The sequence below is a fragment of the Streptomyces sp. RPT161 genome (assembly GCF_027533845.1).
Classification (GTDB): domain Bacteria; phylum Actinomycetota; class Actinomycetes; order Streptomycetales; family Streptomycetaceae; genus Streptantibioticus_A; species Streptantibioticus_A silvisoli_A.
The window spans coordinates 1-25,986 of record NZ_JAPZVN010000001.1 but is presented as its reverse complement, the minus strand read 5'-3'; the positions used below and the strand labels follow the sequence as shown (position 1 = coordinate 25,986).

The window sequence follows — 25,986 nt, the reverse complement described above, 5'->3', positions numbered from 1 at the left end:
GTCACAACCTGGCCGCCTTCAGGGCCATGTGCAGCAGCAGCCGGTCCTCGCCCTCGTCCAGGTCGAGCCCGGTCAGCCGCTCGACCCGGGACAGCCGGTAGTAGAGCGTCTGCCGGTGGATCGCCAGCGCCGCCGCCGCGCGGCCCGCCTGGCCCGCGCAGTCCAGGAACACCTCGGCGGTGTGGGCGAGTTCGGTGTGCGCGGGCCGCAGCAACTCGGCCACACTGCGGTCCGCGCCGGCCGGCAGAGCGGTCAGCAGCCGGTACGGCCCGATGTGCGACCACTGCGCCACCGGCCCCAGCCGCGGCTGCGCCCGAACCGCCCGCGCCGCGCCCGCCGCCTCGCGCCAGGCGTCCGCCAACTCCCCGAGTCCCGGCCGGGGTTCACTGATACCGGCGGCGCCCCGGGCACGGGACGACTCCAGCAGCCGGACGGCGGCGGTCCGGGCCGGGGTCACCACGTCCGGTGAGCGCAGCCGCACCAGTGCCGCCAGCCCCTCGTCGCGCACCGGGCACAGCGCCGCGGTGCCCGGCACTGCGCGTACGTCCGGCAGCGCGTCGGTGTCCTCGTCGGTGTCCGCGGTGTCCCACGGGCTCACGCAGAGCAGTGCGAACGGTCCGTCCGCGGCCCGGCCGAGGGTCGCGCGCAGCACGTGCTCCGCGGCCTCCCGGCGCTCCCGCGGTCCGGTGATCAGCGCCAGCAGCTCCCGGCCGAGGTCGGCTCCGGCGCGTGCCTCCGCGGCCAGCAGGGTGCCGATGCGCGCTGCGACCGCCATCGCCGCCCCCAGCGGCCGGGCCTGCCCGTCGTCCAGCAGCCACACATAGCCGTAGACCACGCCCCGGTGCCGGACCGGCAGACAGATCCGCGCCCGTATCCCGGCCTCCGGATCCGCCGGGATGCGCACCGGCGCCTGCGCCCGCGCGATACCGAAGCCCTCGAACCAGGAGCGGACCTCGGCGGTGGAGCCGCGGGTCAGGATGGAGCGGGTGCGGATGGGGTCCATCGCGCCCGCCTCGCTGTCGTGCGCGCAGAAGGCGATCAGCCGGAAGTCCCGGTCCTCCAGGGTCGCGGGCGCGCCGAGCAGCGCCGACACCTCGTCGACGAGTTCCTGGTAGTCGCTGTAGTCCCCGCGCACCGGGCCATTGTCCCTCATACATGTGTATGAGGGGTCGGTCACGGATGCGTGACACCTGTCGATAGCTCACGGTGAGGGGGAAACCTAGATTTCATGGCGGAGCCACCTGCGCGAAGTGGTCACTTCGCATGCCTCGCCGCACGCGTACGGGCTCCTTGCACCCTTGCTCTACGCGCACATTGGAGGAGCCCCGTGCTGGGTCCCGTGTTGCTCGCCGCCTCGCGCAGCGACCGCATGCGCCGCATCGTCGCGGCCGCCCCCGTCACCCGGCCGGTCGTGGACCGCTTCGTCGCCGGTGACGAACTGCGGCCCGCCATGGCCAACGTCCGGGCGCTGACCGCCGCCGGGCTTGAGGTCACCCTCGATCACCTGGGCGAGGACGTCACCGACCGGGTCACCGCCAACGCCACCCGCGACGCCTACCTCCGGCTGCTGGAGGCCATCGCCGCCGAAGGGCTCGGCAAGCACGCCGAGGTGTCGGTGAAGCTGTCCGCCTTCGGCCAGGCGCTTCCGGTGGACGGGCACGACATCGCGCTGGAGAACGTCCGCGAGGTCGCCGAGGCGGCCACCGCCGCGGGCACCACGGTCACCCTCGACATGGAGGACCACACCACGGTCGACTCGACCCTGGCCATCCTCGACGAACTGCGCAAGGAGCACCCGGGCACCGGCGCCGTCGTGCAGTCCTACCTGTTCCGCACCGAGGACGACTGCCGCCGCCTGGCCACCCCGGGCTCCCGGGTGCGGCTGGTCAAGGGCGCCTACAAGGAGCCCGCCTCGGTCGCGTACCAGGACAAGCGCGAGGTGGACCGGGCCTATGTGCGCTGCCTGAAGATCCTGATGGCGGGCGGCGGGTACCCGATGATCGGCTCACACGACCCGCGCATGATCGCCATCGGCCAGGACCTGGCCCGGCGCAACGGGCGGCAGCCCGGTGACTACGAGTTCCAGATGCTCTTCGGCATCCGCACCGCCGAACAGCGCCGCCTGGCGGCGGAGGGCGAGCGCATGCGCATTTACGTGCCGTACGGCGCAGACTGGTACGGGTACTTCATGCGCCGACTCGCCGAGCGCCCCGCGAACCTCGCGTTCTTCCTGCGCTCGTTCGTCCCCGGCGCCTGACCGGCGCCACAGCATCACCCAACGTAGAAGGAGACCCCCTCACATGGACGCCGTGACCCAGGTCCCGACTCCGGTCAACGAGCCGGTGCACTCCTACGCGCCGGGCAGCCCGGAGCGTTCCCGTCTCGAAGTGAAGCTCAAGGAGCTGAGCGAGAACCCGGTCGACCTGCCGATGACCATCGGCGGCGTGAAGCGGATGGGCGGAGGGGAGCCCTTCGACGTCGTACAGCCGCACAACCACGCGGCCCGGCTCGGCACGCTGCGCGGCGCCACCGCCCAGGACGCGCGGGACGCCATCGACGCGGCGCTGGCCGCGGCGCCCGCCTGGCGCGAGATGTCCTTCGACGACCGCGCCGCGATCATCCTGCGCGCCGCCGAGCTGCTGGCCGGGCCGTGGCGGGAGACGATCGCCGCCGCGACCATGCTGGGCCAGTCCAAGACCGCCCAGCAGGCCGAGATCGACACCCCCTGCGAGCTGGTCGACTTCTGGCGGTTCAACGTCGCCTACGCCCGGCAGATCCTGGCCGAGCAGCCCCCGGCGAACTCGCCGGGCGTGTGGAACCGCCTCGACCACCGCCCGCTGGAAGGTTTCGTCTACGCGATCACGCCGTTCAACTTCTCGGCGATCGCGGGCAACCTGCCGACCGCGCCCGCGCTGATGGGCAACGTGGTCATCTGGAAGCCGTCCCCGACGCAGACCAGGGCCGCCGTGCTGCTGATGGAGCTGCTGGAGGAGGCGGGCCTGCCCAAGGGCGTCATCAACCTGCTGACCGGCGACGGCATCGCGGTCTCCGAGGTGGCGCTGAACCACCCCGAGCTGGCGGGCATCCACTTCACCGGCTCCACCAGGACCTTCCAGTACCTGTGGAAGACGGTGGGCGCCAACATCGAGAAGTACCGGAACTACCCGCGGATCGTCGGCGAGACCGGCGGCAAGGACTTCGTGGTCGCCCACCCGTCGGCCGACCCGGCGGTGCTGAAGACCGCCCTGACCCGCGGCGCCTTCGAGTACCAGGGCCAGAAGTGCTCGGCGACCTCCCGCGCCTACATCCCGCGCTCCATCTGGGACAGCGGCTTCAAGGAGGCCTTCGCGGCGGAGGTGGACGGCATCACCATGGGCGATGTCACCGACCTCGACAACTTCATCGGTGCCGTGATCGACGACCGGGCCTTCGCCAAGAACAAGGCCGCCATCGACCGCGCCAAGGCCGACCCGACCTGCGAGATCATCGCCGGCGGCACGTACGACGACTCGGTGGGCTACTTCGTCCGCCCGACCGTCGTGGTCTGCGCCGACCCGGAGAACGAGGTCTTCCAGGACGAGTACTTCGGCCCGTTCCTCGCCGTGCACGTCTACGAGGACGAGAACTACGAGCAGATGCTGGCGCAGATGGAGTCCGTCTCCAAGTACGCGCTGACCGGCTCGATCATCGCCGGTGACCGGGCCGCCGCCGCGCACGCCATGGACGTGCTGCGGTACGCCGCGGGCAACTTCTACATCAACGACAAGTCGACCGGCGCCGTGGTCGGCCAGCAGCCGTTCGGCGGCGGCCGGGCCTCCGGCACCAACGACAAGGCGGGCGCCGCGCAGAACCTGATGCGCTGGACGTCCACCCGTGCGATCAAGGAGACGCTGGTCCCGCCGACGGACTACCGCTACCCGCACATGGGCTGAACCCGGCCTGGCCCTGGCCTACGGCATGGGCGACCCGCGGCCCCCTGGCAACCGCCAGGGGGCCGTTCGTGTGGTTGCCGTCTCAGATAGTAGGAAGTCCGAGTAATCATGGCGACAGAACGGCGAAGTCGTCCTAGCGTTGTAAGAGCCGAACGTCTCGCTTGATCCAGCGATCGGCGGATGAGAGCCGGTGCCTTCGCGCAGGCCACCCCTGCGGCTCCCGCTCCCCGCCCCTTCCGGCGCACCCCTCGCCCCCTGCCCGGCAGGGGACCCCAGCGTCATGGTTGGAGTTGTGCACCCATGGATGAGACCGCCCGCAAGAACGCCGCCGAAGCCCTGCAGCGCGCCCTGGACCGCCGCGACAACGGCGGAGCCACCGGTCACGAGCGCCGCTGATGCACCGTAACTCCCTCTCCGGCCGGGCGACTTGGCCGCTCGGCCGGTCGGGCGTCCAGAATGTGGATACGCAATGTCATTGACTGGGACGAGGCGTACAGTGCCCACCATGTCTCGCACCATCAGCCTCGCAGTGATCCCCGGTGACGGCATCGGCCAGGAAGTCGTGTCAGAAGGCCTCAAGGTGCTCAGCGCCGTCCTTCCGCAGGACGTGAAGCTGGAGACGAAGACCTACGACTTCGGCGCCAAGCGCTGGCACGGGACCGGTGAGACCCTCACCGACGCCGATCTGGCACAGCTCAAGGAGCACGACGCCATCCTGCTCGGCGCCATCGGCGACCCGTCGGTGCCGTCCGGTGTGCTGGAGCGCGGGTTCCTGCTCAAGCTGCGGTTCGCCTTCGACCACCACGTCAACCTGCGGCCCAGCAAGCTGCTCCCCGGTGTGAAGTCCGCGCTCGCGGGCGACCATGAGATCGACTTCGTGGTGGTCCGCGAGGGCACCGAGGGTCCGTACGTCGGCAACGGCGGTGTGCTGCGCGCCGGTACGCCGCACGAGGTGGCCACCGAGGTCAGCGTCAACACCGCCTTCGGCGTCGAGCGGGTGGTGCGGGATGCCTACGCCCGTGCCCAGGCCCGGCCGCGCAAGAAGCTCACCCTGGTGCACAAGAACAACGTGCTGGTGCACGCCGGGCACCTGTGGAAGAACATCTTCGACCGGGTCGGCCAGGAGTTCCCCGAGGTCACCACCGACTACCTGCATGTGGACGCGGCGACGATCTTCTTCGTCACCCAGCCCGAGCGGTTCGACGTGGTCGTCACCGACAACCTCTTCGGTGACATCCTCACCGACCTCGCCGCCGCCATCACCGGCGGCATCGGCCTGGCCGCCAGTGGGAACATCAACCCCTCCGGGGAGTTCCCGTCGATGTTCGAGCCGGTGCACGGTTCCGCGCCGGACATCGCGGGCCAGGGCAAGGCCGACCCGACCGCCACCGTGCTGTCGGTCGCCTTGCTGCTCCAGCACCTCGGCCACCCCGACGAGGCCGCCCGCATCGAGGCCGCGGTCGCCGCCGACCTCGCAGAGCGCACCGGAGCCCAGCGCTCCACCAGCGCGATCGGCGACGCGCTCGCCGCCCGAGTATCCGGCTGACGCCGGACCCCTACCTCCACGAGGACCTGTCCGGCGGAACCAGCATCCGCCGGACAGGTCCTCGTGCTGTGCAACGGCGATCCCGGATGCCACCATCGACCCCTGGACCGCGATCCGCGCCACATGTGCGAGTGGTTTTCACCCCCACCCCTCTCGGCGATAATCGGACAGAGGGCCGCACTAAGGGAGGAAGCTAGGACGTCCTAGCAACGCCCCAAGGCGGAGTACGCGGTCCGCCACTACCTCACGGTGAAGGACACGCACACATGACGACGCCCACGATCGAGCTCAAGCCCTCGGCCCACCCGCTCTCCGACGCGGAGCGGGAGGCGATCCTGGCCAACCCCGGTTTCGGCCGCCACTTCACCGACCACATGGTCACCATCCGGTGGACGGAAGGCCGTGGTTGGCACGACGCCCAGCTCGTCCCGTACGCGCCGCTGTCGATCGACCCGGCCAACATGACGCTGCACTACGCGCAGTCCATCTTCGAGGGGCTCAAGGCGTACCGGCAGCCGGACGGCAGCGTGGCCACCTTCCGCCCGTGGGCCAACGCCGAGCGCTTCCAGGCCTCGGCGCGCCGGCTGGCCATGCCCGAACTGCCGGTGGAGACCTTCATCGCCGCGTGCGACGCGCTGGTCAGCCAGGACAAGGCGTGGGTGCCGAGCGAGGGTGAACAGTCGCTCTACCTGCGGCCGTTCATGTTCGCCAGTGAGGTCGGACTCGGCGTCCGGCCCGCGAACGAGTACCTGTTCATCGTGATCGCCTCCCCGGCCGGTGCCTACTTCCCCGGTGGCGTCAAGCCGGTGTCCGTCTGGCTCTCCGAGGAGTACGTGCGGGCCGCGCCCGGCGGCACCGGTGCCGCCAAGTGCGCCGGCAACTACGCCGCTTCGCTGGTCGCGCAGGCCCAGGCCATCGAGCACGGCTGCGACCAGGTGGTCTGGCTGGACGCGATCGAGCGCCGGTGGATCGAGGAAATGGGCGGTATGAACCTGTACTTCGTGTACGGGGACAAGATCGTCACGCCCGAGCTGACCGGTTCGCTGCTGCCCGGTATCACCCGGCTGTCGCTGCTCCAGATCGCCGAGGACCTCGGCTACGAGGTGGCCGAGGGCCGGATCTCGGTGGACGACTGGAAGAACGGCAACGCCGACGGCACCCTCACCGAGGTCTTCGCCTGCGGCACCGCCGCCGTGATCACGCCGGTCGGTTCGGTGAAGTCGACCCGCGACAACTGGACCGTCGCGGACGGCGAGCCGGGCAAGGTGACGATGCGGTTGCGCAAGGCGCTTCTCGACATCCAGACGGGCGTCGTGCCCGACACCCACGGGTGGATGCACCGCTTGGGCTGACGCCCAATTCGGCGGATCGCCCGGCGGCTTGCGGTGAGTTCGGCACCGCCGGGCCGGTTGTGCGTGGTTGCGTGCCGTCGCGGCGGACAAGCTGGGGGTTTGGGGGCTTGCCCCCAAGGAAGACCGCCGCAGCGGCGCGCAACCACACACAGCGTTATCGGCGGTGCCGAACCGACCTCAGTTGACGGTGACCGCCGCCTCGGGAGCCGGGGTCGCCGTCGGAAGAGGGTGCGGGCGGCCCGCGTTCAGGGCGGCGTACACGACCGCCGCCACCGCGGCGGACAGCAGGAAGCTGATGTCGATCCCGCCGGTGTGCTTCAGAAGCGGCCCGCTGTACAGCGGAGTGTCGACCTCCAGCAGACCGACCGCCGACCCGCAGGCCCAGGCGGCCACCGCCGACACGTTCCAGCCCGCCCGGTACCAGTAAATCCCCCCGAACGTACGGCGGTTGTACACCTGTAGCGCGTCGGCGTCGTAACACCCCCGCACCCTGCGGAACCCCATCAGTGTGATCACCGCCCACGGAGTGCCGATCGCGGTGAGCACCAGGACGAACGAGGTCATCGCGTCCTGTGCGGCCCAGGCGAAGTGGCCCAGGTAGACCAGCGCGGTGGAGACCGCCGCCACCACGTAGGTGGCCTGTGTACGGGTCGCCTTCGGCAGGATCGCGTCCAGGTCGAGGCCCATGCTGTAGAGCATCAATCCGGCGTTGCCCACCGACCCCGCGGAGCCGTTGAGCAGCAGCAGCGGCAGGTACCAGGCGGGGGACGCGGCCACCAGAGAGGTCGCGTAGTCACCGCCCGCGCTGACGCACAGGGCGGTGAACGTACCGAACAACTGCGGTACCAACAGCCCGACGACCAGCCCGAAGCAGGTGCCCCAGAACACCTTCGGCTGGCTGAAGCGGTTCGGCGAGACGTAGCGCGTGTAGTCACCGAGCAGCGTGATGAACGCGATCGGGCCGCTGAGCCCGGCCGAGACGGCGGACAGCAGCCAGGTCGGCCAGTAACTCCCAAGCAGGTACGACGAGCCGTGCGGCGGTGCGGCGTGGAACATCCCGAAGTACGCGATGACACCGACGAACAGCAGCACCGTCAGCGTGACGGTCAGCAGCCGGCTGAGCCGCAGCAGCATCCGGTACCCGAACACCGCCGACGACGCGGTGGTCAGCGCGAGCACCGCGTAGACCGTCGCATAGCTCGCCGCGCCGGTGGGCAGCCCGAGCAGCCGGTGCAGACAGCCCACCACCGCGTCACCGCCGACCCACAGGGTGAGCGCGGTGTACCCGAGGGAGAGCAGCAGCCCGATCATCGACCCCAACAGCCGTCCCCGGACGCCGAAATGGGCCCCGCTGCTGGTCGACAGGTTGGTGGCGGTGCGCAGGGACACCAGCGCGAGCGGCGCCACCAGCAGCGTTCCCACCAGGGTGCCGGCCACCAGTGAGGTGAACGAGCCCCACCAGCCCAGTCCGAAGGAGACCGGGAGCCAGCCGAAGACGATCACGCCGAGGGCGAGGTTGGAGCCCAGCAGGATGCTGATCACGTCCCGTGGCCCGCTGGTGCGCTCCTCTTCGGGGACGGTGTCGACGCCCCGCTGTTCGATCTGCATGCGCGGTCTCCCTGGACATTGACTAGGAGGGGAGGTTTTAGAACGCCGCTCAATGTGACTCACGCCAAGCAGTAGGTCAACCCTTCTTTTCGAAGAGTTTCCTTGTTAGAGTGACGTTCAAATTTTTGATCTTCGGCCTGGAGGAGGCGGGGAGATGCGGCTGACCCCGACGGAGCGCGACCGCCTGCTGCTGTTCGGTGCCGCCGAGTTGGCACGGGCGCGGCGGGCCCGTGGTCTGCGGCTGAACGTGCCCGAGGCCACGGCCCTGATAGCCGACACGGTGTGCGAGGCGGCCCGGGACGGCAGGCGGCTCGCCGAGGCCATCGAGGCCGCGCGCGCCGTGCTGACGCCCGACGACGTACTGCCCGGGGTGGCCGATGTGATCGGCGATGTCATGGTCGAGGCGGTCTTCGACGACGGCTCCCGGCTCGCCGTGGTCAGCGACCCGATCAGCGGCGGCTCGCTCGGTGACGACGCGCCCGGCGCGGTACTGCCCGGACCCGCCGACCCGCCGGCCGAGCCCACCGTGCGGCTGTCCGTGCGCAACACGGCGACCGTCCCGATCAGCGTCACCTCGCACTTCCACTTCTTCGAGGCCAACCCCCGGCTGGGTTTTGCCCGTTCGGCCGCCTACGGAATGCGGCTGGCGGTGCCGGCCGGGTCCTCGGTGCGGTTCGACCCCGGGGCGCAGGTGGAGGTCGGCCTGGTGCCGATCGGCGGCGACCGGGTGGCGATCGGCTTCGCCGGTCTGGTCGACGGACCGCTGGACGCGCCCGGCGCCCGGCGGGAGGCCCTGCGGCGGGCGGCGGCCTGCGGCTATCTGGGAGCGGAGGAGGAAGAATGATCGACACCCGTGAGTACGCGGCCGTCCACGGCCCGCGCGCCGGCGACCGGGTCCGGCTGGGCGATTCCGGACTGGTGATCCGGGTCGAGTCGGACTCCCAGCGCACCGGCGAGGAGTTCCTGGCCGGATTCGGCAAGACCGCCCGCGACGGCCTGCATCTGAAGGCCGCCGCGGTGCGCGACACCTGCGACGTGGTGATCAGCAACGTGCTGGTGATCGACGCGGCGCTGGGCATCCGCAAGGTGTCCATCGGCATCCGCGAGGGCCGGATCCACGCCATCGGCCGGGCGGGCAACCCCGACACGCTCGACGGGGTGGACGTGGTGGTCGGTACCGGCACCACCATCGTGCCGGGCGAGGGTCTGATCGCCACCGCGGGTGCCATCGACACCCACGTCCATCTGCTGTCCCCGCGGGTGATGGAGGCGTCCCTGGCCTCCGGTGTCACCACCATCATCGGCCAGGAGTTCGGCCCGGTGTGGGGCGTCGGCGTCAACTCGCCGTGGGCGCTGCGGCACGCGTTCAACGCCTTCGACGCCTGGCCGGTCAACATCGGCTTCCTGGCCCGGGGCTCGTCCTCCGACCCGGCGCCGCTGGTCGAGGCGCTCGCCGAAGGCGGGGCGTCCGGGTTCAAGGTCCACGAGGACATGGGCGCGCACGCCCGCGCGCTGGACACGGCGCTTCGGGTCGCCGAGGAGCACGACGTCCAGGTCGCCCTGCACAGCGACGGTTTGAACGAGTGCCTGACGGTCGAGGACACCCTGAAGGTGCTCGAAGGACGCACCATCCACGCCTTCCACATCGAGGGCTGCGGCGGCGGCCATGTCCCCAACGTGCTGAAGATGGCGGGCGTGCCGAACGTCATCGGCTCGTCCACCAACCCCACCCTGCCGTTCGGCCGGGACGCGGTGGCCGAGCACTACGGCATGATCGTCTCCGTCCACGACCTCAAGCCGGACCTGCCCGGCGACGCGGCCATGGCCAGGGACCGGATACGCGCCGGAACCATGGGCGCCGAGGACGTGCTGCACGACCTGGGCGCGATCGGCATCACCTCCTCCGACGCGCAGGGCATGGGGCGCGCCGGCGAGACCGTACGCCGCACCTTCGCCATGGCGGGCAAGATGAAGGCCGACCTTGGGCCGCTGGCGGGGGACGGCGCGGACGACGACAACGCCCGGGTGCTGCGCTACATCGCGAAGCTCACCATCAACCCGGCGATCGCCCACGGCCTGGCGCACGAGGTCGGCTCGCTGGAGGTCGGCAAGCTCGCCGACATCGTGCTGTGGCAGCCGCGCTATTTCGGAGCCAAGCCGCAACTCGTGCTCAAGTCCGGCTTCCCGGCGTACGGGGTGACCGGCGACCCCAACGCAGCCACCGACACCTGCGAACCGCTGGTGCTGGGACCGCAGTTCGGCTCGTACGGGGCGACGCCCGCCGACATCTCGGTGGCGTTCGTGGCCGGTGCCGCCGTCGCGCTGGGCGACGACCGGATGCCCACCCGGCGCCGCCGGGTCGCGGTACGCGGCACCCGAGGCATCGGTCCGGCCGACCTGGTGCTCAACTCCCGTATCGGACACGTCCAGGTGGACGGCGACAGCGGCCTGGTGACGCTGGACGGCGAGCCGGTGCGCTCCGATCCGGCCGAGCGGGTCTCGCTCAACCGCCTCTACTTCCTCTGACTCCCTGAAGGACAGCCATCCATGACCGCACTGCCCGCAGCCGACGGCTTCCGCATGCCCCCCGAGTGGGCGCCGCACGACCTCACCTGGATGGCCTGGCCCTCGTCGTCCATCACCTTCGACGACGCCGAGGACCTCGCCGCGTCACGGGCGGCGTGGGGTGCGGTGGCCAAGGCGGTGGCCCGCTTCGAGCCGGTGACCATGGTGGCCGCGCCGGGCGACGCGCAGGGCGCCCGCGCGCAGCTGGGCGGATACGGGGTGAAGGTGGTCGAACTGCCGCTCAACGACGCGTGGATGCGGGACATGGGACCCACCTTCCTGGTGGGCGGCGGCCAACTGGCCGCCGCCGACTGGACGTTCAACGGCTGGGGCGGCCAGGAGTGGGCCCGCTGGGACCTGGACGCCGAGGTCGGCGCGCGGGTGGCGGAGCTGGCCGGTGCCCGCCGCTACTCGTCCAAGCTGGTCAACGAGGGCGGCGGCATTCATGTCGACGGCGAGGGCACGGTGCTGCTCACCGAGACCGTGCAGCTCGACCCGGGGCGCAACCCCGGCTGGACCCGCGAGGAGGTCGAGGAGGAGCTGCACGCCTTCCTGGGCACGTCCAAGGCGATCTGGCTGCCGCGCGGGCTCACCGCCGACTACGGCAGGTTCGGCACCCGGGGCCATGTCGACATCGTCGCCGCGTTCGCCCGGCCCGGGGTGGTCGTGGTGCACAGCCAGCAGGACCCGGCACACCCCGACCACGAGGTCTCCCGCGAGGTCATCGCGCTGCTGAGGGGCGCCACCGACGCCCGGGGCCGCAGTCTTGAGGTGGTCGAGCTGCCCGCCCCCGCCGTCACCGAGGTCGACGGCGAACCGGTCGACTACTCTTACGTCAACCACTACCTGTGCAACGGCGGCGTCGTGCTGTGCGGCTTCGACGATCCGGCGGACGAACGCAACGCGGAGATCTTCGCGCGGCTGTTCCCGCAGCGCGAGGTGGTCCTGGTCGACGCCCGTGAGATCTTCGCCCACGGCGGCGGCATCCACTGCATCACACAGCAGCAGCCCCGGGTGTGATCCACCCGGCGGACCGAACTCGGAGGTCGCGGTGCCCGGACCCGTCCGCCCCAGGCGACGGCTGAAGCAGCCCCGGGAGCAGGTGATGGCCGCCGCGATGACGGCCATCGCCGAGCGCGGCCTCGCCGAGCTGACGATCGCCGGGCTCGGCCGCGAGGTCGGCATGAGCAGCGGGCACGTCATGTACTACTTCGGCAGCAAGGACGAACTGCTGCTGCAGACCCTGGAGTGGAGCGAGGAGCAGCTCGGCGTGGAGCGCCGGGCGGTGCTCTCCAGGCGGGCTCCGGTGCGGGAGCGGCTGGACGCGTTCGTGGACCTCTACCTGCCCGACGGCCCGCGCGATCCGCGCTGGGTGCTGTGGTCCGAGGTGTGGAACCGCTCCCACCCGACCGAGGAGGCGCTGCGCCGCCAACTCGACCTCGAACTGGTCTGGCACCGCGATCTGGTGGCCCTGGTCGCCGAGGGCATCTCGCACGGCGAGTTCCGCACCGTGGACGCGGAACGCTTCGCCATCCGCATGCGCGCGCTGCTCGACGGCTTCGGCACCCATCTGGTGGTGGGCTTGCCGGGAGCGCAGCGGGAGCAAGTGCTGGGGCACGTGGGGGAGTTCGTGACGGATTCGCTGGGGCGCTGAGGCGGCCTCGGGCCGGCTGTAAACGAACCCTGTGAGTCCGGTAAAGCCAGGGCCAAAACTCTACGCGCGTCATTCACATGTCGACGTCCAGCCATACGGTTGTCATGTCCGCGCTGTACGCATGGCGCGGCATCGCCGCGATGCCTCTTCACCCCCCACACTTGGAGGAAGCATGCGCCGTATCCGGTTAGTCCGGCTGGCAACCGCCACCGTCGCCGCCTCCGCGGCCCTCGCCCTGACCGCCCCCACCTCGCACGCCGCCTCCGGCGCGTACTCCCTGATCGTCCAGCCCGACCAGGGCATCCAGCCGATCTACGACCTGATCAACTCGGCCCACAAGAGCATCGACCTGACGATGTACGAACTGGTCGACACCACCGCCCAGAAGGACCTGGTGGCCAAGGAGAAGGCGGGCGTCAGGGTCCGCGTGATCCTGGACAAGCGCCGGAAGTCCACCAACTCCAGCACGTACACGTACCTGAAGAACAACGGCGTCGCAGTGGCCTGGTCGAGCAGCGCGTACTACTTCACGCACGAGAAGACGATGGTCGTCGACGGCACCCAGGCCGTCATCATGAGCGGCAACATGACCTCGAAGTACTACGCGGCCGACCGCAACTACACGGTCACCGACACCGACAGCGCCGATGTCTCCGCGATCGAGAAGGTCTTCAACGCCGACTACGCGACGAAGTCCGTCACCCCCGGCGACGGCGACCACCTGGTGTGGTCCCCGACCGACTCGCAGTCCCAACTCCTCGCACTGATCAACGGCGCGCAGACCAACCTGTACGTGGAGAACCAGGAGATGGGTGACGCCACCGTGGTCAACGCCCTCACCGCGGCGGCCCAGCGCGGCGTCCAGGTCGAGGTCGTGATGAGCAACACCGGCAACACCTACGCCAGCGAGTTCGACACCCTCACCTCGGCGGGCGTGAAGGTCAGCACGTACGCCGCCTCGGCGCCCCTGTACATCCACGCCAAGGCGATCGTCGCCGACCAGGGCACGGCGCAGGAGAAGGTCTTCGTGGGCTCGGAGAACTTCTCCAACACCTCCCTCAACAAGAACCGCGAGCTGGGCATCATCCTCCAGGACACCAAGATCGCAGACGGCGTCCAGAAGGTGATAGCGAAGGACTTCGCGGGCGGTACGACCTGGTCGTGACGGCCTTGCGGTAACGGCTCGTTGACCCCACGGCCGCGCTCCGCCAAGCGGAGCGCGGCCGTCCCCCGTCTACCATGCCGGACATGATCAAGGCTGCCGTGTTCACATCGGCGAGACGCTCATCGGCATCCAAGCCGAATACGCCGCTCGTGAGGCGGCCGGCCGCGGTGAGCGCATGGAGGAGAGTGACCTCTACCCCGATGTACGTCCCGCCTACACACAGCCACCATTCGACGTGGCCCCTGGCAACGGCTGATCCGTTGTGAGAGGGAACGCTCGGGCTGCGCGTGTCACGTGTGATACCGGCAAGGCCAGTTCAACCGAGCGGCACATGGGCGAAGGGCTCCCACTCGTACATCCGGCGATCCCGGTTCAGCACAATCAGCTCGACCTGCTCGATACGAGCCGTCGCGGTCGGTTCGTTCACCGAGGCGAGTGCCTCGGCGATCGGTGCTGCGGGGCCGTCGTCGTTGCTGTAGGCGATCGATACGTGTGGTGTGAACCCGTCGGCGTTCTCCGGAACGTCTTCCCAGACGGCGCCGATGGCCGCACGGACCGCAGATCGTACAGCGGCTGGCCCCTGCCTTGGTTCGGCATCCCACCGGATCGCCTCGGGCGTGATCTGAGGTCGGTTGAGGGTCAGGTCGAAAGCCGGGATATGCGCAAGGCGTACCGTTGCCGCGTCGACGATCGCGAGTGCGTCTTTCTCTGAAACCTCGTCAGTGAAGCCGAGGCCTTGCATCGTCAGGTGCAGCCACTGGTCAGGCACCAGGTCGAGGCCTGTGACGTCCGCGAGGCACCGACGGTACGCCGCAGCCAGGCGGTGGACGTCGGCGGCGCCTTGAAAAGTGAGGTGCCATGTGTAGAACTTGCGGCCAGGCTTCCAACCGGGCCGCCACCACCAATGGTTCGCCATGTCTCCGTGGTCAGTGCCCATGGCCCTGGATCCAATCAGGCCCCGCCTCCCTTGACGAGAGCGCAACGCGTCGCGGCGCCGACTCGGTAACGAAGCCCTGGATCTCCTCCCGCAGGGCGATGGCTGTTGAACTGTCGACCATCGTGGACCTGGCGATCGTTTCGCTCAGTTCCCGCATCCGGGTCGTCACGGGAGTCATGCGGCGTTCCGGTGGCAGTGCGAGGACGGGGCGCAACGCCTCAGCCGCGCCGTCCGGGCACCGCAGCGCGATGTGTGCTGCGGCCTCGGAGATATGCATCTGAGCGGTGGTGCCATAGGCGTGGAACGGCTCATTGACAAGGGCTTCGTGGGCCTCGTTGAGGGCCCGCGCTGGATCGCCAGTCCGGAGGTGGACCGATGACGCGTAGTTGGCGCGCCGCAATTCGGGGCAGGAGAACAGGCCACCAATGTCGTCGGTTCCCGTGACACGGTCCCGCGCGGTGTCGGCTTGGTCCAGGGCTTGTTGGGCCTCGGCCCGTGCTCCGATCATGGACCAGGCGTCGGCCTCCTGGCAGGCCAGGAGGACTCCGACGGTTCCGCCGGGGTGGTAGCTGGCGCCGTGGCGGGCGTGGGTGACGGCGTCCTTCAACCTGCCGTCCCAGAAGGGGATTTTCGAGCGGGTTGACAGAGCCCACGCTCGAAGGTCGTTGTGTCCGGCCAGATCGGCGCACAACCACGCCGTACGGCCCTGGGTGTCCGCCTCCCGCAGTTGGCCGAGATCCGAAGACATCCAGGCAAGGAGGCCGCACAAGTACCCGGCCGCCACGTACAGGTCTGCGGACTGGCGCGGATGCTGATGCCCTTCGAGTAGCGCGAACACGCGGTCACGCAGGACCCGGGTGCGTCGGAACAGGTCCATCGGTTCGTCGGTGAGGTAATCGGCCGCCAACGACCGTGCGTCGGCCATCAGTTGCTCAAGTGCTATGTCGCCAACGTTGGATACTTCCGCCCACTGAGCCCAGGCCGCCGACTCTGCGGCGGCGGACCGTACGAGCTCAACGCCAGTCGGTGGCACCTCCGCCGATGGAGCCTTGGTGGTTTCGTTCTTGCGCGGCTGGGCGACCGAGGCCGTGTGCCGAAGGACGCGCAGGTCGTTGGCGGGGAGCTCGCGAAGGTCGTCCAGGTCGAGGAGGTCTTCGACATCGCACCCGTAGAGCTGGGCGAGGAGTACCAGGACTGCAAGGGTCGGGCGACGCTCGGAAGGCCCGGGCCACTTTTCCCATTTCCCCAGGAGACTCGCATCAGCGGCGACCGCCTCGCCCGGACGTTCCGTGCCGAGTGCGTTGAGTCGATCCGCAGCCTCTTGCAGCGTCCACCCCAGGGAGTGCCGCCACGCCTCGCGGGGCCGCATGCGCCAGCGTGCGCGCATCTCGACGGCGATCTCGGCTGTGCGGCAGCCCGTGGCAGTCATTTCCTGGCGGAGAGCGTCTCGGGAAGCCTTCGAACCGGGTTTGTGCTGAGGGGTCATCACGGCCTCCATGCACGGGCGGTGTGAACTCACAGTAGCCGACCGGTTTACGCGTAGCGGCCTCATGGCCCGATGGTTGGAGTGACGATCTGTCCAACCGCCTTCCCTTCCTCAAGCGTTATCCCAGGTCAGCTGGGCCTGCGGAGTCCAGCATTCTTGGACATCGCTGCCCGTGACGGGCCGCCCGTCGACCAGTCATCGTGGTCACGTCCCTGGACCATGACGAACGAGGCCCCTCATGAGAGTGCAAACACAACCGGCCGCAGCCACCTTGGCGTTCATCTACGACCGCCACTTGACGTTGGACACCACCACCCTCGAACTCCGGCTGGCAACGTGTGCGCATTACGCCGATGCTCAGGGCTGGCAGCTTGGTGGCTGGTTCGCTGACAAGGGCGGCGATGCGCTCACGAACGACCGAAGGCCGGCGTTCGAGGCGATGCTGAACACCATCCGGTCCGCGGGCGCCGACGCGCCCCGTGTATGTCTCGTCAACGACTGGGACAGGCTGAGCCGCGACCCGGAAGCCGCGGAACGCTCATCCGGCGTGTGTTGCGCCTCAGCGCCTGGGTCGAAGCCTGCACCGGCGAGAAGCGCCTTGCGGACGGCACCTGGGTACAGCGTGCCCGACTCAGCGGAATCCAGATCACGGCGTGATGCCCACAGATTCCCGTACCGGCCGGACAGCGCTGGTCAGATCGACAGGCCGGGCGGGTGGCAAGTGCGTGACGGCGCGGAGACCGTCTCTTCGCATGGCACAGGTAACCACGGAGGTGTATCCCATGGCGGACCTCTACACGCTGCCCGCGAAGGGCGCGGAATTCACCACGTTCTGCGGCGGCAACCTCGGCGGCGAGCACGAGACGTGTCTTGCTGTCGCCGAGATCCCCGGTGCGACGGGCGCCTACATCCTGCATGACGACAAGCCCGAGGGCGTCGGCCGGGAACTTCGAGCCACGGCGGCGGAGTTGGACGCGTTCGTCCGTGGCTGGGCCGCGCTGAGGGGGCTCGCGTTCTAGCCAGCACCACTCGCACCCGTGGGCCGCCCCTGTTCGGCTTGGGGTGGCCCCACCCGCTCAGGAAGGGGCCGCATGAACTGGCAGGGACACTGGCATGGGTACGGGCCGTGGATCGGCAGCAGAGACGCCTACGGCAACGAAGGCATGCGCCGCCCAGGGCGCCTCGCCTCTGATGAGCAGACACGCTCCTTCCTTGCCTCCGACATGCCGCCGATGATGAACGGCCACTGGCTGCTGCGCCGGAGTCAGACCGCGGCCGATCGCACCTGGACCAACCCCGAAACTGCGGTGGCGTGGTTGGAAAAGACGTATGCGGAGAACCCGCCGTTCGAGCGGGACGACGGTAGGCGCGCGTACACCGGCCGTGAAACAAAGACGGAATACGCGATGGATGTCCTTCCCCGAGGAGTGGATGTGTCCTGGGTCTACTACCTCAAGTCCGCGAGCCTGGCGTCCTTTTCGGTCGTGTGCTGTCCCAACCACTTCCACCCCGAGATCCCCTGCCCCCTTCCTCCCAGGTGATCGACGCGGAGCCGAGGAGACGACCGATGTCGCTGAAGCTGCTCTTACCGAACGAGACGGACGAGGTACTGAAGTCGTGGCCGACTGAGCCAGGCGTGCGTCGGCGAGGCACAACGGAACTGGACCGCGATGTGACGCTGTCCCTGATAGACGCGTACATCGACTACGACTGTCTCTGTCCCCAGTACGTGGCAGTGGTCAGGAACGGCCAAGCCGTGCATCCGGGCCGATACACGCGAGGCGGCACGGTGATCCCGGGGAGGCTGCGCACCCTGCTCGACGACGGTTACACGGTGAACCTGCGTGAAATCCAGCGCTCGATTCCCTTCCTGGCCCGGATGACACGGAAGATCCAGCAGGAGACGGGCTACCCGAACCACGTCAGCGCGATCATCACCCCGCCGGGTCACCAAGGGCTGACACACCACTGGGACCAGTTCACAGGTGTCATCGCACAGATCACAGGCCGCAAACGGTGGCCGTTGTGGCGGCCGGCGGTTGATCAGCCGATGGGGGAGTTCCTGTCGTCGCCTCGGATGTGGACTCCCGACCTTCAGAAAAGACTGGAGACGTCTTCGCCGGACACCGAGTTCGAGTTGGCGCCCGGTGACACGCTGGTGCTGCCCAGGGGATGGATACACAGCCCCTACGCGGTTGGCGGGGAGACCAGCTTCCATCTGACGTTCGCCCTCAAGGAGCGGTCCTGGTTGTGGGTGGCGCAGCAACTCATCGGCTTGGCGGTCGATGACCCCTCGTTCCGGGCCGGGGTGCCACCGGCGGCGTTGGCCGGAGGCCTCGAAGCCGACCTGCTGGGTGCCCGGGGAATGGCGATCCGTTTCCTCCAGCATCTCGATCCCGTGCTGGCCGCGGAGCGGGTTCGGCAGGCAGCAGTGAGCGAGGGGGCAGGCGCTGCCGGATAGGTGGTGAGGGACCTGCCCGTCGTCCGCGGGCGATACCGGAGCCGGGGGGTGCGGGGGCGGGCACGGGCGAATCGCCCGCATCCTGAGACGGTCGTCCGCGCGGACGTGTGCGTGTGCCAGACTGCCCCCGTGTCCTTCGCCATGATTATTGGCTAGGCGCGCCGGTCCGCAGTGGCCGTCATCGTGTACACCGTGGTGGCGGCGCCGTGTCCCAGACCCGCGCGCAGACCTCTCGCATCCGCGAGAGGTTTTTTCGTTTCCTGGACCAACCGCACCGGGTAGCGAAGCGCGAGGGATCATTGGGGGCAAGTGGAGTTGGTTGTTCCGCAAACCACACACTCGACAGGAGTGCACCACCATGACGCTGCCCGACGACAGCTTCCATGTGTTCGACACCACGCTGCGCGACGGCGCGCAGCGTGAGGGCATCAACCTCTCCGTCGCCGACAAGCTGGCGATCGCCCGGCACCTGGACGAGTTCGGGGTGGGGTTCATCGAGGGCGGGTGGCCGGGGGCCAACCCGCGGGACACCGAGTTCTTCCAGCGGGCGTCCGAGGAGATCGACTTCCGGCACGCGCAACTCGTCGCCTTCGGCGCCACCCGTAGGGCCGGGGTACGGGCCGACGGGGACCCGCAGGTCGCCGCGCTGCTGGAGTCGGGGGCACCGGTGATCACCCTCGTCGCCAAGTCGCACGACCGGCACGTCGAGCTGGCGCTGCGCACCACGCTGGAGGAGAACCTCGCGATGGTGCGGGAGACGGTGAGCTATCTGCGGGAGCAGGGGCGGCGGGTCTTCGTGGACTGCGAGCACTTCTTCGACGGCTACCGGGCCAACCCGGAGTACGCCAAGTCGGTGGTGCGCACCGCGCACGAGGCAGGGGCGGACGTCGTCGTGCTGTGCGACACCAACGGCGGCATGCTGCCCGCCCAGGTCGCCGCCGTGGTCCGCACCGTGCTCGCCGACACCGGCGCCCGGCTGGGCATCCACGCCCAGGACGACACCGGCTGCGCGGTCGCCAACACCCTCGCCGCGGTCGACGCGGGCGCCACCCACGTGCAGTGCACCGCCAACGGCTACGGCGAGCGGGTCGGCAACTCCAACCTCTTCCCGGTGGTCGCCGCGTTGGAGCTGAAGTACGGCAGGCGGGTGCTGCCCGAGGGCGCGCTCGCCGAGATGACCCGGATCTCGCACGCCATCGCCGAGGTCGTCAACCTCACCCCGGCCACCCATCAGCCGTACGTGGGAGTCTCCGCCTTCGCGCACAAGGCCGGGCTGCACGCCTCCGCGATCAAGGTCGACCCGGACCTGTACCAGCACATCGACCCCGAACTGGTCGGCAACACCATGCGGATGCTCGTCTCCGACATGGCCGGCCGCGCCTCCATCGAGCTGAAGGGCAAGGAACTGGGCTACGACCTCACCGGCGACCGCGAACTGGCCGGACGGGTCGTTGAGCGGGTCAAGGAGCGCGAACTGGCCGGGTACACCTACGAGGCCGCCGACGCGTCCTTCGAACTGCTGCTGCGCGACGAGGTGCGCGGCGAGGCCACCCGCTTCTTCCGGGTGGAGTCCTGGCGGGCCATCGTGGAGCAGCGGCCGGACGGCGTCCAGGTCAACGAGGCGACGGTGAAGCTGTGGGCGAAGGGCGAGCGGATCGTCGCCACCGGCGAGGGCAACGGCCCGGTGGACGCGCTGGACCGCGCGCTGCGCGCCGGGCTCGAAGGCGTCTATCCGGCGCTGGCCCACATGGAGTTGGTCGACTACAAGGTCCGCATCCTGGAGGGACGGCACGGCACCGAGTCCACCACCCGGGTGCTGGTCTCCACCAGCGACGGGCGCGGAGAGTGGTCCACGGTCGGCGTCGGCGAGAACGTGATCGCCGCGTCCTGGCAGGCGCTGGACGACGCCTACACCTACGGCCTGATCCGCGCCGGGGCCGAGCCGCAGGAGTGCTGAGCCGGTGGCTCACGCCGAGTGGGTCAGTATCCCCCGGGTGACCGGCTGGGCGTACGGCAGTCCGGCGGCGTAGCGCTCCAGCTCGTCGATCGCGGCATGCGCCAACCGGCCGAGCTCGTTGCCGAGCGACCCGGCGACATGCGGGGTGAGCAGCACGTTCGGCAGCTCGTACAGCGGTGAGCCGGCGGGCGGCACTTCCGGCTCGGTGTGGTCGAGCACCGCGTACAGCCTGCCCCGCACCAGTTCCTCGGTGAGCGCCTCGGTGTCCACCAGGCAGCCCCGGGCGGTGTTGATCAAGGTCGCGCCGTCCGGCAGCAGCGCCAGCCGGGCGCGGTCGAACAGATGCCGGGTGTGCGGCAGCGCGGGCGCGTGCAGCGTGACGATGTCGCTGCGCCGGGCCAGTTCGTCCAACTCCACCGGCTCCGCGCCGAGTCGGCGTGCCGCGTCCCCGGGCAGGTACGGGTCGTACACCAGTACCCGCAGGTCGAACGGGCGCAGCAGCTCGATCACCCGGCGGCCGACCCGCGAGGCGCCGACCACGCCCACGGTACGGCGGTAGTTGCCCAGGTCCGCGCGCCCGACGAGCCCGTCCGGCGGGGTGCGCCCGGCGCGGTAGGCCCGGGCGAACTCCAGGATCCGCTTGCCGGAGAAGAGGATCGCGGCGACGGTGTACTCGGCGACCGGCAGCGCGTTGGCCGCCGCCGCGCAGGAGACGGTGAGCCCGCGCTCCCAGCACGCCTCGGTGATGTGCTCCTTGACCGAACCTGCCGCGTGCACCACGGTGCGCAGCCGGGGCATCAGGGCCAGTGCCTGCGCGGTGAGCGGCGGGCAGCCCCAGCAGGTGAACAGCGCCTCCGCGGTGGCCAGTCGGGCGGTGTGCCTGGGACCGGTGAAGTCGGCGGGGGAGCTGATCAGCAGCTCTGGGTCCACGTGGGCGACGCGGCGCAGCCGCCGCAGCGCCGCGTGGTCCAGCAGTGCCTCGCGCACCGCCCGGCTTATGGCGAGGACGGCGTGCGGACGGCGCGGGCTCCCCGCCGTACCTTCCGGCGGAAGGTACGGCTGCCTCGGTGGGCTTTCCTGCGGGCGGTGCGGCATCCGCGCGGCTCCTCAGTCGAGGTCGGGTTCGTCGCGGATCTCCACGAACCGGTCCCGCAGGCCGTCGAGTTCGAGCACCACGATCTCGTTGCGGCCCGGGCGCAGCAGCGGCCACGGCAGGTACAGGGTGCGCTGCGGGCCCCGCTCCCAGTACCGGCCGAGACAGAAGCCGTTGACCCACACATAGCCCTTGGCGCCGCCGGGCACGGCCAGATAGGCGTCGCCGGGCTCGGTGACCTCCAGACCGGCGCGGTAGAAGACCGGCCCCGGCCGCTGGCCCGTCGTACCGGCCGCCGAGGCGCCCCACGGCAGGTCGGGCAGCGGCCCGCCCAGCGGTACGGTGCGCACCGTCCACCCGTGCACGTACTGCTGGCCGTGCCGTACCGCGGCCAGCCCCTTGCGGTCGCCCAGCCGCGGCCCGTAGTCGACCCGGCCCATCGACTCCACCAGCAGTTCCAGCCGGGTGCCCGAGGAGCCGACGGAGATCTGCGGAAGGTCGTCTTCCTCGTCCCGCTCCAGCACCGCGAGCGGCTGGCCGTCCAGATAGACGTGCGCCCGGTCCGCCAGGCCCTCCAGCACCAGCGGGTACTCGGTGCGCGGCCCCGGCACATGCGCCTCGTAGTGCGCCAGCCCGTGGGCCAGCCCGAGGTCCTCGAACGACGGTGGTACGGGGGAGTGCACGGCCGGGGTGGCGATGGCGTCCAACAGGTCGAACAGCCTTACCGCGTCGGTGAGTTCGACACGGCTCGGCGGCAGCAGCGCGGGGAGTTGCTCGGGCTCCGGCGGGGCGGCCTCGGCGAACCCGGTGAGCACCTCCCGGAACGCCCAGAACTTGGGCGTCGGCGCTCCGCGTTCGTCGATCGGGGCGTCGTAGTCATAGGAGGTCACCATCGGCTGGTACGGGCCGTCGTGTGCCGGACCGCCGCGGTTGGCCCCGGCCCAGGTGCCGAAGCTGGTGCCGCCGTGCGCCATGTAGATGTTGACCGAGGCCCCCAGGTCCAGGATCCGGCGCAGGGTGTCGGCGGCGTCCCGCGGATCGCGCAGCGCCCGCTTCTCGCCCCAGTGGTCGAACCAGCCGCACCAGAACTCCATGCACATCGGCGGATCGTCCGGCCGGAGCCGGGCCAGCTCCGCGAAGGCGTCCTCCGGGTGGTTGCCGAAGTTGACGGTGGCGACGGCACCGGTCAGCGAGCCACCGGTGAGCGGGGCGTCCTCGGGGCCGTCGGAGGTGAACAGCGGTACGTCCACGCCGCGTTCGCGCATCATCGTGCGCAGCCGCTCCAGGTACGCGGTGTCGCTGCCGTACGACCCGTACTCGTTCTCCACCTGCATCATCAGCACATTGCCGCCCCGGGTGATCTGGTGGGCGGCCAGCCGCGGCAGCAGCTCGTCGTACCAGCGCCGCACGTGCGCCAGATAGGCGGCGTCCGACACCCGCAGCCGCACCTCGCGGTCGGCCAGCAGCCACCAGGGCAGCCCGCCGTTCTCCCACTCGGCGCAGATGTACGGGCTGGGCCGGACGATCGCGTACAGCCCCGCCTCGGCCGAGGCGGTCAGGAACGCCTCGACGTCGGCGATCCCGGTGAAGTCGAAGCGGCCGGGCCGCGGCTCGTGCAGGTTCCACGGGACGTACGTCTCCACGCAGTTGAGCCCCAGGGCGCGCACCATCCGCAGCCGGTGCGGCCACTGCTCGGGCAGCACCCGGAAGTAGTGCAGCGCGCCGGAGAGCACGCGCAGCGGGCGGCCGTCGAGTTCGAAGCCGGACGGGACGATGCGGAAGGACGACACGGGCGCTCCAGCGTCGGTCGGGTGCGGTGGCACGTGCTGTGCATCGCACTCTATGGCGGCGGCCGCCACCGGATCAGGCATCGGCGCACTCCGCCGGGCGTGGCGGGATGGTCCCGCGCGGTGACCAACAGCACACGTACTGACCAGTAACGTAACCGGGCCGTCACCCCTAGAGTGAACGCCGGATGGTGCCGCCGGGACGGGCGGCGACCCGCACCCCTCGATCCGACCAGGGAGACTCGATGCGCTCTCCGAAGGACTTCTTCCGCCCACTGGCCGTCGGGGCCCCCGCCCCGGTACGGGAAGTGCCGTTCCGGCCGTCCCGGATGATCCACTTCTTCGACCCCGGCAACGAGAAGATGGCGGCGAAGGTCCCCGCCATCGCGCCCACCGTCGACGTTCTGCTCGGCAACCTGGAGGACGCGGTCGCGGCGGACCGCAAGGAGGCGGCGCGAAGCGGTCTGGTCGGCATCGCCAGAACCACCGATTTCGGGGACACCCAGCTGTGGACCCGGGTCAACAGCCTTGACTCGCCGTGGGTGTTGGACGACCTGGTCACCCTGGTCACCGAGATCGGCGACAAGCTCGACGTGATCATGGTGCCGAAGGTCGAGGGCGCCGAGGACATCCACTACGTCGACCGGCTGCTCGCCCAGCTGGAGGCCAAGGCGGGCGTCCAGCGGCCGATCCTGGTGCACGCCATCCTGGAGACCGCCACCGGCGTGGCCAACGTCGAGGAGATCGCCGGAGCCAGTCCGCGGATGCAGGGCATCTCGCTCGGCCCGGCCGACCTGGCGGCCAGCCGCCGGATGAAGACCACCCGGGTCGGCGGCGGCCACCCCGGCTACCTGGTGCGCGAGGACCCCCGGGGCGAAGACCAGCCGCGCGCCACCTACCAGCAGGACCTGTGGCACTACACCATCGCCCGCATGGTCGACGCCTGCGCCGCGCACGGGATCCTGCCGTACTACGGGCCGTTCGGCGACATCCGGGACACCGTCGCCTGCGAGGACCAGTTCCGCAACGCCTTCCTGCTCGGCTGCGTCGGGGCGTGGAGCCTGCACCCGGTGCAGATCGACATCGCCAAGAAGGTGTTCTCGCCGGCGCCCGCCGACGTCGCCTGGGCCCGCAGGGTGATCGCCGCGATGGGCGACGGTACCGGCGCGGTGATGATCGACGGCAAGATGCAGGACGACGCCACCTACAAGCAGTGCCAGGTGGTGGCACGACTGGCGGACGAGCTCGCCGCCCGCGACCCCGAGCTGGCGGACGCCTACGCGGCTGCCGAGAAGGAGTGACCCGCACCATGTCCAACGCGAGTCCGCGACCGCGCCGTTCGGTGCTGTACATGCCCGGTGCCAACGAACGCGCCCTGGAGAAGGCCAAGTCCCTCCCGGCCGACGCCCTCATCCTCGACCTGGAGGACGCGGTCGCCCCCGACGCCAAGGCCGACGCCCGCAAGCGGGTCGCCGCCGCGGCGGCCTCCGGAGAGTACGGCCACCGCGAGGTGACCATCCGGGTCAACGGCCCCGGCACCGCCTGGCACGCCGACGACCTGCGGGCCGCCGCCGAGGCCGGCCCGGACGCCGTGGTCGTCCCCAAGGTCGACTCCGCCGAGACGGTGCGCGAGGTCGAGCGTGCCCTGGAGGCGGCGGGCGCCCCGGACCGCACCGCGATCTGGGCGATGGTCGAGACCCCGCGGGCGATGCTGGACGCCCGAGCGGTGGCGGCGGCCAGCGAACGGCTCACCGTACTGGTGATGGGCACCAACGACCTGGCCAAGGAACTGCACGCGGAGCACGTCCCGGGCCGCGCCCCGCTGCTCACCGGTCTGTCGCTGGCACTGCTGGCGGCCAGGGAGACCGGCAAGGTGATCCTGGACGGTGTCTACAACGACGTGAAGGACCTCGAAGGCTTCGAGGCCGAGTGCGTCCAGGGACGGCAGTTCGGGTTCGACGGCAAGACGCTGATCCACCCGGCGCAGGTCGAGCCGTGCAACCGGATCTTCGCGCCCTCGCCGGAGCAGGTCGAACGGTCCCGGCGGATCATCGAGGCGTTCGAGGAGGCGGCCCGGGAGGGCCGCGGTGTGGTCACCGTGGACGGCAGGATGATCGAGAACCTGCACGTCGAGGAGGCCCGCCGGATCCTGGCGCTGGCCGCCGCGGTCGCCGGTCGCTGAACCCCACAACCCCAGAACCGACCCCAGTCTTCGCCGCCGGCCGGCCACCCCGGCCGGTCGGCCCGGCTGGTGCGAATGGTACAAACGACAGGGCCCCGTCCGCTTGGCACGGGGCCCTTTCGTCACCCCCTTCTGTGGAGTTCCTCCATGAAGTCGCTTCTGACAGTGTGAGAAGTCAACGCCAGGAAAACGGGGGTCGCGCTCGTAAGGTCGATACATGACCGTTGTGGACGAGGTGCCAGCCGACGCGAGCGATGCCCG

At 70.0% G+C, this 25,986-nt stretch carries 21 protein-coding genes and 2 pseudogenes; 17 read left to right on the top strand and 6 right to left on the bottom strand.

Translation table 11 applies throughout. The features are described 5' to 3' along the window. Position 1 precedes the first annotated feature (1 nt). Positions 2-1,153 carry a PucR family transcriptional regulator gene (locus O5O46_RS00115; protein WP_269853084.1) on the bottom strand — a complete coding sequence of 384 codons (1,152 nt, stop codon included), beginning with the start codon at positions 1,151-1,153 and terminating at the stop codon, positions 2-4. Between the two features lie 174 nt (positions 1,154-1,327). Between O5O46_RS00115 and O5O46_RS00110 the strand changes: the two genes are divergently transcribed. The 4 genes from O5O46_RS00110 (at position 1,328) to O5O46_RS00095 (ending at position 6,830) form a co-directional block, all read left to right on the top strand. Further along, on the top strand, positions 1,328-2,257 hold the full coding sequence (locus O5O46_RS00110) for a proline dehydrogenase family protein (protein WP_269853083.1): 930 nt from the start codon (positions 1,328-1,330) through the stop codon (positions 2,255-2,257). Positions 2,258-2,300: 43 nt separating this feature from the next. Next, positions 2,301-3,932 (top strand): L-glutamate gamma-semialdehyde dehydrogenase, encoded by a 1,632-nt coding sequence (pruA, locus tag O5O46_RS00105; RefSeq protein WP_269853082.1) that lies wholly within the window; start codon positions 2,301-2,303, stop codon positions 3,930-3,932. A gap of 505 nt (positions 3,933-4,437) precedes the next feature. After that, positions 4,438-5,478: a 3-isopropylmalate dehydrogenase gene (locus O5O46_RS00100; protein ID WP_269853081.1), complete on the top strand. Its 1,041-nt coding sequence runs from the start codon at positions 4,438-4,440 to the stop codon at positions 5,476-5,478. A gap of 266 nt (positions 5,479-5,744) precedes the next feature. Further along, the gene (locus tag O5O46_RS00095) at positions 5,745-6,830 is read left to right on the top strand and encodes a branched-chain amino acid aminotransferase (protein WP_269853080.1); all 1,086 of its coding nucleotides are present in this window, start codon (positions 5,745-5,747) and stop codon (positions 6,828-6,830) included. A gap of 177 nt (positions 6,831-7,007) precedes the next feature. Here O5O46_RS00095 and O5O46_RS00090 read toward each other — a convergent pair whose 3' ends face one another. After that, on the bottom strand, positions 7,008-8,438 hold the full coding sequence (locus O5O46_RS00090) for a cytosine permease (RefSeq protein WP_269853079.1): 1,431 nt from the start codon (positions 8,436-8,438) through the stop codon (positions 7,008-7,010). A gap of 154 nt (positions 8,439-8,592) precedes the next feature. On the opposite strand from O5O46_RS00090, the gene ureA reads away from it, so the two are divergent. The 6 genes and pseudogenes from ureA to O5O46_RS00060 form a co-directional block, all read left to right on the top strand. Beyond that, positions 8,593-9,282 carry an urease subunit gamma gene (ureA, locus tag O5O46_RS00085; RefSeq protein WP_269853078.1) on the top strand — a complete coding sequence of 230 codons (690 nt, stop codon included), beginning with the start codon at positions 8,593-8,595 and terminating at the stop codon, positions 9,280-9,282. Continuing rightward, positions 9,279-10,964, top strand: a complete 1,686-nt coding sequence (locus O5O46_RS00080; protein WP_269853077.1) for an urease subunit alpha — start codon at positions 9,279-9,281, stop codon at positions 10,962-10,964. The genes ureA and O5O46_RS00080 overlap by 4 nt, the downstream gene beginning before the upstream one ends. Before the next feature lie 21 nt (positions 10,965-10,985). Next, positions 10,986-12,023 carry an agmatine deiminase family protein gene (locus tag O5O46_RS00075; protein ID WP_269853076.1) on the top strand — a complete coding sequence of 346 codons (1,038 nt, stop codon included), beginning with the start codon at positions 10,986-10,988 and terminating at the stop codon, positions 12,021-12,023. A 31-nt stretch (positions 12,024-12,054) separates the two neighbouring features. After that, complete coding sequence (locus O5O46_RS00070; protein ID WP_269853075.1) at positions 12,055-12,657, top strand: TetR/AcrR family transcriptional regulator; 603 nt, start codon at positions 12,055-12,057, stop codon at positions 12,655-12,657. Positions 12,658-12,829: 172 nt separating this feature from the next. Further along, positions 12,830-13,822, top strand: a complete 993-nt coding sequence (locus O5O46_RS00065; RefSeq protein ID WP_269853074.1) for a phospholipase D-like domain-containing protein — start codon at positions 12,830-12,832, stop codon at positions 13,820-13,822. A gap of 121 nt (positions 13,823-13,943) precedes the next feature. Continuing rightward, positions 13,944-14,036: pseudogene (locus tag O5O46_RS00060) on the top strand (HAD family hydrolase); the annotation flags it as partial. Between the two features lie 102 nt (positions 14,037-14,138). Here the strand turns inward: O5O46_RS00060 and O5O46_RS00055 are convergent. Both O5O46_RS00055 and O5O46_RS00050 read right to left on the bottom strand, forming a co-directional pair. Next, positions 14,139-14,759 carry a 2'-5' RNA ligase family protein gene (locus O5O46_RS00055; RefSeq protein ID WP_269853073.1) on the bottom strand — a complete coding sequence of 207 codons (621 nt, stop codon included), beginning with the start codon at positions 14,757-14,759 and terminating at the stop codon, positions 14,139-14,141. After that, positions 14,749-16,245 (bottom strand): XRE family transcriptional regulator, encoded by a 1,497-nt coding sequence (locus tag O5O46_RS00050; RefSeq protein ID WP_269853072.1) that lies wholly within the window; start codon positions 16,243-16,245, stop codon positions 14,749-14,751. The genes O5O46_RS00055 and O5O46_RS00050 overlap by 11 nt, the downstream gene beginning before the upstream one ends. Positions 16,246-16,483: 238 nt before the next feature. Between O5O46_RS00050 and O5O46_RS00045 the strand changes: the two are divergent. The 5 genes and pseudogenes from O5O46_RS00045 to cimA all read left to right on the top strand — a co-directional run. Further along, positions 16,484-16,759, top strand: a pseudogene (locus O5O46_RS00045) (recombinase family protein); the annotation flags it as partial. 268 nt (positions 16,760-17,027) lie between these two features. Then, positions 17,028-17,264: a DUF397 domain-containing protein gene (locus O5O46_RS00040; RefSeq protein ID WP_269853071.1), complete on the top strand. Its 237-nt coding sequence runs from the start codon at positions 17,028-17,030 to the stop codon at positions 17,262-17,264. 72 nt (positions 17,265-17,336) lie between these two features. Then, positions 17,337-17,786 carry a hypothetical protein gene (locus tag O5O46_RS00035; protein ID WP_269853070.1) on the top strand — a complete coding sequence of 150 codons (450 nt, stop codon included), beginning with the start codon at positions 17,337-17,339 and terminating at the stop codon, positions 17,784-17,786. Positions 17,787-17,812: 26 nt separating this feature from the next. Beyond that, positions 17,813-18,706: a JmjC domain-containing protein gene (locus tag O5O46_RS00030; protein WP_269853069.1), complete on the top strand. Its 894-nt coding sequence runs from the start codon at positions 17,813-17,815 to the stop codon at positions 18,704-18,706. 358 nt (positions 18,707-19,064) lie between these two features. Continuing rightward, the gene (gene cimA, locus O5O46_RS00025; protein ID WP_269853068.1) at positions 19,065-20,663 is read left to right on the top strand and encodes a citramalate synthase; all 1,599 of its coding nucleotides are present in this window, start codon (positions 19,065-19,067) and stop codon (positions 20,661-20,663) included. A 9-nt stretch (positions 20,664-20,672) separates the two neighbouring features. Here cimA and O5O46_RS00020 read toward each other — a convergent pair whose 3' ends face one another. Beyond that, on the bottom strand, positions 20,673-21,758 hold the full coding sequence (locus tag O5O46_RS00020) for a hydroxyacid dehydrogenase (protein ID WP_269853067.1): 1,086 nt from the start codon (positions 21,756-21,758) through the stop codon (positions 20,673-20,675). 12 nt (positions 21,759-21,770) lie between these two features. After that, positions 21,771-23,546, bottom strand: a complete 1,776-nt coding sequence (locus O5O46_RS00015; RefSeq protein ID WP_269853066.1) for a glycoside hydrolase family 35 protein — start codon at positions 23,544-23,546, stop codon at positions 21,771-21,773. Positions 23,547-23,788: 242 nt separating this feature from the next. Between O5O46_RS00015 and O5O46_RS00010 the strand changes: the two genes are divergently transcribed. Beyond that, positions 23,789-24,844, top strand: coding sequence for an HpcH/HpaI aldolase/citrate lyase family protein (locus tag O5O46_RS00010; protein WP_269853065.1), 1,056 nt, complete (start codon positions 23,789-23,791; stop codon positions 24,842-24,844). Positions 24,845-24,852: 8 nt separating this feature from the next. Next, on the top strand, positions 24,853-25,725 hold the full coding sequence (locus tag O5O46_RS00005) for an HpcH/HpaI aldolase/citrate lyase family protein (protein WP_269853064.1): 873 nt from the start codon (positions 24,853-24,855) through the stop codon (positions 25,723-25,725). Positions 25,726-25,986: the final 261 nt, after the last annotated feature.